This window comes from Polyangium sp. y55x31, assembly GCF_029946505.1.
GTDB lineage: Bacteria > Myxococcota_A > Polyangia > Polyangiales > Polyangiaceae > Polyangium.
In genome coordinates, this window is record NZ_JARZHG010000043.1 from 84,951 (window position 1) to 92,197 (window position 7,247).

Consider the following 7,247-nt stretch of genomic DNA (forward strand, 5'->3'; position numbering starts at 1 on the left):
TGCGACCGGAGCGGGAGCCGGGAGATCGTCTGGCCGGATCCGACGCGCCGCCTTACATGGTCCGACGCCATGAGCGTCGCGAGGAGGGAGCTCGGAGCCGCGATATTCGTCCTGCTACCGCTGCTCCACGCCGGGTGCCGCGACCCGGAATGCGCGAAAGCCGCGGCGCAGGTCGACACTCCGCCGTCGTCGAGCCCGGGCTCCGGGGCGACGAGCGAAAGCGTGGAAGGGCCCTCCGCGCGGTTCGTCGGGGTGATCCTTTCACGAAAGACCGTCGATATCGCGCCCAGGTTCGATGGCAAGATCGGCGAGATCTCCGTTCGTCTCGGTGATCGCGTCCCCGAGGGGGGCCTGATCGCCGTCCTCGACGCACCCTCGGTCGCCTTCGACGTACGCATGGCGGCGGCCGCCTTGAAGAGCGCGGAGTTGTCGCGTGAGCAGGCCAAGCAGGAGCTCGCCGAGGCCGAGGAGCGCCTGGCACGACGCGAAGGGCTCTCCGCCGAGGGGCTCTCGACCGGGGAGGACGTGGCGACCGCTCGATATCAGGTCGCGATCCGGCGCGCGAGCGTCGAGGCCCTCTCCGCGCAGATCGAGGAGCGGCGCGCCAAGCTCGCGCAGCTCCGCAGAAGCAAGACGGACCTGCAAATCACCGCGCCTTTCGAGGGATACATCGCCGCCCGCTTCGTTGATCCGGGCGCTAGCGTGACGGCGACGACGCCCGTCGTGCGGCTCGTCGGGGCGCGCTCCTCGTTCGTTCGATTTGCCGTGCAGGAGAGCGAAGTCGCGCTTCTTTCCACCGGTCGCGCGCTGCGCATCGCGACGGTCGACGGGGGGCCCGAGGTCGTGCTCGATGGAAAGGTGGACAGGATCGCCCCGGAGATCGACGCGGCTTCACGAATGGTCGTCGTCGAGGCGACGATCGAAGGAGGAGATCTCCAGAATGCCGTGCTCGCTGGCCGAGGCGCAGAGGTCTCTCTCCGGCCGGATCCGTGAGGTCCCACCATGGATCGAGGCGCGCGCGGGATTTTTCGACGCGAGGCTCTCCGGAGAAATGCGGGGCAGGTCGAGGGGGACATCCTCCGAATGCCTTCCGGCTGGACGACGTGGTCGTACCGGATCCTCGTCGCAGCGCTCGTTGCCAGCGTCGCATTCTGCGTCCTCGCCACGATTTCCGAGTATGCGTCCGGCCCCGCCGTCGTCTGGGTCCCCGGCAAGCTCGACCTCACGGCGACCGTCCAGGGAACGGTGCATTCCATAGCAGTTCGATCGGGGCAGCGTGTCGCGGCCGGGGAGCTCCTGATTCGCCTTCAATCATGGCAAGCCGAAGCCGAGCTCTCGCGCGCGGAGCGCGAATTCGATCTCCAGCTCATGAAGACCCTGCGTGATCCGTCCGACGCGCAGGCACGGCAGACGCTCACGGCGCTCCGGACCCAGAAGGACCTGGCAAAGGCGCGCATGGAGCAGCTCTTCATCCGCGCTCCCCGCGCCGGCGTCGTGGGGGATGTCAGGATTCGCCCGGGTCAAGCGGTCGCGACGGGCGACGTCGTGCTCCACCTGCTCGACCCCACCCGAGAGCCCTCGATTCTCGCCATCGTGCCCGCCCAGTACAGGCCTCAGCTCCGCCCCGGTATGTCCATGCGATTCGAGCTCAGGGGGTATCGTTTCGCGTACATCGAGGCGACCATCACCTCGGTCGGCAACCAGATCATCGGCCCCCAGGAGGTGCAGCGTTACCTGGGGCAGGAGCTCGGCGATACGGTCGAGATCAAGGGGCCCGTCGTGCTGATCGAATCGGTCCCCTCGTCCCCGACGTTCGAGATCGAAGGGCAGCGCTTCGGTTTTTACCACGGGATGAGCGGCATGGCGGAAGTGCGCGTACGGTCGGAGCGCGTGATCGTTGCGTTGATTCCAGGTCTCCGCGTGCTGCTCCGGAGGACACATGGATGAAGAAGTGCAATCGGGAGATCCGCGCCGCCGCTTTCCGGCGCTCGCGCGCCTGGGTCAAAAGGCAAAGCGCATCCCGTTCATCCAGCAGCTCGCGTCCACCGAATGCGGGGTTGCCTGCCTCGCCATGGTGCTCGGGTACCATGGCAAGAACGTCCCTTACGAGGAGCTGCGCAGCCTCGTCGCGCTCTGCCGGGGCGGCACGACGGCCCGGGAAATCCTCCGCGCGGCCCGGTACCATGGGCTCCGCGGCCGCGGCGTGCGGCTCGAGCCGAGGGCCCTCGGGCACCTGCCCACGGCGTCGATCCTCCACTGGGAATTCGACCATTTCGTCGTCCTCGAGAGAGTTTCGAAGAAAGGAATCGACATCATCGATCCGGGCGCGGGCAGGCTCCGGCTGCCCCTGTCCGAGGTCGACCGCAGCTTCACGGGAGTCGCGCTGGTTTTCGAGCCATCCGAGCATTTCCCTCCACCCGAGGGCGCGAGCAAGCGAACGCCTTCGTCCGGATACCATGGCATCCTGCGCGAATCGGGCGCGTGGGGGCGTATCGTCACGACCTCGTTTTTCTTGCAGGCCATGCTGCTCGCTTTGCCCCTGCTGACCGGCACCGTCGTGGACCGCGTCGTGCCGCGGAGCGATTTGCACATGTTGCTCGTGCTGGCCATCGGAATCGCGGGCATCGTGGTCTTTCACCTCCTGGCTTCGCTCGTACGGGCGCATCTCCTCCTCGACATGCGTACGAGCCTGGACGCGCGGATGACCTTGAGCTTCCTGGAGCACCTCATCGCGCTGCCCTACGCCTTTTTTCAGCGCCGCTCGACGGGGGACCTCCTGATGCGGCTGAACAGCAATACGCTCATCCGCCAGATCCTGACCTCCGGCATGCTGTCGGCGCTCCTCGATGGGACGATGGCCGTCGGCTACCTCGCCCTGCTGTTCCTGGTGAGCTGGAGAATCGGGCTGCTCGCCTTGGCGTTCGGGATCGCGCAGGTGGGCATCCTCGCGCTCACCAGCAAAAAGCGCAGAGAGCTCGACGCGCGTATGCTCGCCAGACAGGCGCGCGCCGAAGGGTATCAGGTCGAGATGTTCGCCAACGTGGAGACGCTCAAGTCCATGGGAGCCGAGGAGCGCGCGCTGGAGCAATGGTCGAATTTGTTCGTCGACGTGCTCAACGCGTCGCTCTCGGAAGGCAAGCTCGACGCGGCCGTGGAGGCGCTCGGCAGCACGCTCCGCATGAGCGCCCCGCTCGTGGTTTTATGGGTCGGGGCCATCCAGGTGCTCGACGGAAAGATCTCGCTCGGGGTGATGCTCGCGCTCAATGCGCTGGCCGCAGGCGTCTTCGCGCCGCTGTCGAGCCTCGCGTCGAATGCCAGCAAGCTCGAACTCCTCGGTTGTTATCTCGAGCGAGCCGAGGATGTCCGCCGGACGCCGCCCGAGCAAGCGCCCGGGAGCAAGGCCATGAAGCGCGTGCGCGGGCACATCGAGCTCGAGCGCGTGAGCTTTCGGTACAACCCGCTCGACCCGCTCGTGGTCGACGACGTCTCGCTTCGAATCGAGCCGGGGCAGTTCGTCGCCATCGTCGGCCGCTCGGGCTCCGGCAAGACGTCCCTGGCTTGCCTGCTCGCAGGTCTCTACCGCCCGGACTCTGGCAAGATCCTTTATGATGGGATCAACCTCGCGGACCTCGATATTCGTCATGTACGCAGCCAGCTCGGGATCGTCACGCAGAAGGTCTCGCTCTTCGGGACCACCATCCGTGACAATATCGCCCTGGGAAATCCAGATGCGACCGCGGACGAGGTCATGGCGGCGGCGCGCCAGGCGAATCTTCATGACGATATCGCGGCGATGCCCGCTGGCTACGACACCGTCCTCGCGGATGGCGGCAGCTCGCTATCCGGCGGCCAGCGTCAGCGCCTGGCGCTGGCCAGGGCGCTCGTGCGCAAGCCGTCCGTCCTGCTCCTCGACGAGGCCACGAGCGCCCTGGATGCCGTCACGGAGGCGCGGGTCAACGAGGAGCTGGCGAAGCTTCGTTGCACGCGCATCGTGATCGCGCACCGCCTCAGCACGATCCGGAACGCGGATGAAATCCTCGTAATGCATGAGGGCCGGCTGGTGGAGCGCGGGCGCCACGCGGAGCTCGTGGCCCGCGGCGGGTGGTATGCGTCCCTGGTTGCAACCCAGATGGAGAAGGACGAGTAAGCGCGGCGGGCCTATGGCCCCAACTTCCCTCGACGAGGCCCGCCCGCCTCGATACACATCCGTCAGCGTGTCGTCCCATTGCCAGAGGCGAGCCCGCGGCGATCCGCGGGCGCGGGGCCGGCGAGCGGCGCGTCGAAGAGGAGCACCATCCAGCGGAGCAAATCTTCCTCGGGCGCCGTGGGCATGACTTCCATGCTGACGTGCCAGAGATGCTCGCCGTCCTCGATGAATCGCTCGTAAAGCTCGGCGCGCTCGCAGCCTTTCTCGACGTACGCCCACTCCACGATACGGCGGCCCTTCTCGTCGCGAAGCTCGGCGACGCGGTCGAACCAGTTCTTGAAACTGTCGTCCTCCATCTCGTCGGTCACGTCCTCGCCGTTCGCGTCGAACGATATGACTGCATGACGAAACAGACTCTGCCCCTCGGGCCGCGCGGCCGGGTGGTCGAACACCTGAACGACGACCGAGAACCATTCGCCGCCCTCGTGCTGGTATTCGAATTTCGCCACGAGGTCGGCGGGCGTGATGTCCGTCTCGACCTCCTCGTCGTCCGCGGGGGCGGCGGCGCCTCTCGATACAGGGACGACGCGGAAGCCCGGCGGCGGCTGGAGCGCCCGGTAGCCTTTGCCCCAGTGGTCCGGCGCGCGCGCGGCCGCCATGGCGCGCGCTCGGGCGGCGTCGGCGGCCACGGGCGGGGCTGCGGACGACTGCGACCCACGACAACCAGGCGGGTGCACGGCAGCGCGTGGGCCGGCCTTCTGGGCCGAGGGATCGATCGGGGCCGCGGGCGGCGCGGCGCCGCAGGCGATGAGGAGGAGGGACAGGACTGGGAGCAGGAGTGGGCTTTGCACGCCCGTACATCACCCGGGCCTCCCGGAGTGTGACGACGCCGTGGCGCGCGGTGTGCGCTCATTCCTGTCGCCTCGCCGTACGTGTCATGCCGTCGTTACGCTTGCACCGTCATAGCAGCGTGACAGTCGTTGCACGCCCGCGACAGTTCGCGCGGGGCGCCCTTTTGTATGCCGGCCTGGCGAAGCTCGGAAGGCCATTGGGTGGATCGGTACGGTTCTTGCCGCTCCGGGAGTTGTTCCGCCACGCTTGGCGGTCGTCGCCGCGGGGGCCGGAGGAGCTTTCCCATGTGGAAAACAGCTTTCCGAAGATCGTCGCTGGCCTTCGCCATCCTCACGACGGTCCATTGCTGCCCAGAGAAGAAGAACCCGCCCGGCGATACGGGCGGCACGGAATGCACGAGCGACGACAAGGCCGTTCGGCTGGGCAAGCTCGTCAATCCCGAGGATGGCACCGTCATCGACAACGCGATCGTCGTGATCCACGAGGATCGGATCCGCTACGTCGGCGCCGATGAAAAGCAGATCCCGTGCGGGGCCAGCGTCATCGATTGGACGGCGTACACCGGGCTTCCCGGGCTCGTCGATGCACATGTCCACTTCACCTACCAGACGGACAAGGAGCCGGGCACGCTCCCGTGGGCCCGTTCCTCCTGGCTGATGAGCAACAACCCCTACAAGCTCCTGGACCTCGCCCGCGGCGCCGCTCTGGCGACGCTCGAGACCGGCGTCACCACGGCGATCGACAAGGGCGGCGGCGACTTCATCCTGAACCCCCTGCGCGCCGAGATCAGGTCCGGCAAGACGCCGGGACCGCGGATGTTCAACTCCATCGGCGGGATCTCCAATCACAAGTATCCGAGCGCGTTCACCGCCGATCAATTGAAGGGCTGGGTGCAGCTCCAGGTGCTGCGCGGCGCCGATCTCGTGAAAGTATGGGCCGACCAGTGCAGCGACCAGAGGCTCGAATGCGTGCCGACGTTCACGTTCGACGAGCTCGAGCTGCTGGTCGAGACGTCCCACCAGGAGGGGTTGCCCATCGCGATCCACGCATACCACGAGGACACGGCCAGGCTCGCCATCATGGCCGGCCCGGATTCGATCGAGCACCCGGAGGGCCTCGATGCGGTGGACTGCGGCAACATGATCGACAAGGGGACGATCTACGTGCCGACCATCGATCACAACCGGTATTACAAGGACAACCTCGCGTTCTTCGGCTACGCGCCCGATCTGGCGGCGAAGTTCGACGCGTACATCCGCGATAACCTCGCCAGCACGGCCCAGGCGCACCTTTTGGGCGTGAAGATCGCGATGGGCTCGGACGCCGTGTTCACCGGATTCGGTCAAAATACGCGGGAGCTCGCCTGGTTCGTGCAGGCCGGGATGACCCCGCTCGAAGCGCTCCGCGCCGCCACCATCCATGGAGCCGAGAGCATCGGCGTCCAGCACGAGATCGGAAAGGTCGCGGTGGGCTACTACGCCGACATCATCGCGGTCGAGGGCGACCCTCTGGCGGACATCAACGTCGTCATCAACGGGGTCCGCAAGGTGATGATGGGCGGGCGGGTCGCGGAGCTCTGACGATCCCGAAAAGCCCAGGCGCGGCTAGGCTGAGCGTCGACGTCACGCCCTTGACGCCGTCCGCGTTGTTCGATACGCCGACGATCCTCATGAAAGCCAGAATTTTCCTGCTCGCTCTTCCGTTCGCGCTGGGCCTTTCGACCCGTGAGGCCGACGCCTCGATGTATCCGCCCAGCTATCCGACGTGTGGCATCGTCGACACCGTCACCACCGGGCCCTTCGAGCTCATCCGGAACAGCGTGGATCTTTATGATGCCCACGCCCTGCTCACGATCGCGTACCGCGGCTACCTCCGCGACATGTATCCGGACAACGAGATCAACATCTACGTGCAGCTCAACGGCAACGACGCGTTCCTGCCGGCGAGCGCCGGGACGAATGGCGACGCCTACGTGCGGCTCGATTCGGGCCCGCGGGATTGCGTCTGGTGCGCCAACGGCGGGTATGGAGGGTATTCGGTCTGCGACGGGCTCACGTTCCCGCCCTATTCGAGCGGGCAGTGGGTCTGTAGCGACATGTCGCCCACCGAGGCGCACCTGTTCTAGAAGTCATCTCATAAATCGTCCAGGAGTCTCCTGAGGTACACGACGATGCATCCGAGGTGGACGAAGCCGAGGAAGTTTTCGACGTGGCGCTCGTACCGTACCGCGATGCGGCGGAAGCTCTGG

6 protein-coding genes are annotated in these 7,247 nt (G+C 66.5%); 5 read left to right on the forward strand and 1 reads right to left on the reverse strand.

Annotated elements, in window-relative coordinates:
* Positions 1-69 precede the first annotated feature (69 nt).
* The 3 genes from QHF84_RS42845 to QHF84_RS42855 all read left to right on the forward strand — a co-directional run bounded on the left by QHF84_RS42845 (position 70) and on the right by QHF84_RS42855 (position 4,147).
* Positions 70-993 (forward strand): efflux RND transporter periplasmic adaptor subunit, encoded by a 924-nt coding sequence (locus QHF84_RS42845; protein WP_281319363.1) that lies wholly within the window; start codon positions 70-72, stop codon positions 991-993.
* A gap of 90 nt (positions 994-1,083) precedes the next feature.
* Entirely contained in the window at positions 1,084-1,947 is an 864-nt protein-coding gene (locus QHF84_RS42850; RefSeq protein WP_281319364.1) for an HlyD family efflux transporter periplasmic adaptor subunit, read from the forward strand.
* Positions 1,940-4,147, forward strand: a complete 2,208-nt coding sequence (locus tag QHF84_RS42855) for a peptidase domain-containing ABC transporter (protein ID WP_281319365.1) — start codon at positions 1,940-1,942, stop codon at positions 4,145-4,147. Before QHF84_RS42850 ends, QHF84_RS42855 begins: the two co-directional genes overlap by 8 nt.
* Positions 4,148-4,209: 62 nt before the next feature.
* Here the strand turns inward: QHF84_RS42855 and QHF84_RS42860 are convergent, their stop codons facing one another.
* Positions 4,210-4,998 carry a hypothetical protein gene (locus QHF84_RS42860; protein ID WP_281319366.1) on the reverse strand — a complete coding sequence of 263 codons (789 nt, stop codon included), beginning with the start codon at positions 4,996-4,998 and terminating at the stop codon, positions 4,210-4,212.
* Positions 4,999-5,283: 285 nt separating this feature from the next.
* Here QHF84_RS42860 and QHF84_RS42865 point away from each other — a divergent pair, with 285 nt between their 5' ends.
* Together QHF84_RS42865 and QHF84_RS42870 are read left to right on the forward strand one after the other, a co-directional pair.
* Positions 5,284-6,579 (forward strand): amidohydrolase family protein, encoded by a 1,296-nt coding sequence (locus tag QHF84_RS42865; RefSeq protein ID WP_281319367.1) that lies wholly within the window; start codon positions 5,284-5,286, stop codon positions 6,577-6,579.
* An 89-nt stretch (positions 6,580-6,668) separates the two neighbouring features.
* Positions 6,669-7,124: a hypothetical protein gene (locus QHF84_RS42870; RefSeq protein ID WP_281319368.1), complete on the forward strand. Its 456-nt coding sequence runs from the start codon at positions 6,669-6,671 to the stop codon at positions 7,122-7,124.
* Positions 7,125-7,247: the final 123 nt, after the last annotated feature.

Coding starts and splice junctions, on each gene's coding strand:
- QHF84_RS42845 (WP_281319363.1), top strand. CDS start 70: ATGAGCGTCGCGAGGAGGGAGCTCGGAGCCGCGATATTCGTCCTGCTA.
- QHF84_RS42850 (WP_281319364.1), top strand. CDS start 1,084: ATGCCTTCCGGCTGGACGACGTGGTCGTACCGGATCCTCGTCGCAGCG.
- QHF84_RS42855 (WP_281319365.1), top strand. CDS start 1,940: ATGGATGAAGAAGTGCAATCGGGAGATCCGCGCCGCCGCTTTCCGGCG.
- QHF84_RS42865 (WP_281319367.1), top strand. CDS start 5,284: ATGTGGAAAACAGCTTTCCGAAGATCGTCGCTGGCCTTCGCCATCCTC.
- QHF84_RS42870 (WP_281319368.1), top strand. CDS start 6,669: ATGAAAGCCAGAATTTTCCTGCTCGCTCTTCCGTTCGCGCTGGGCCTT.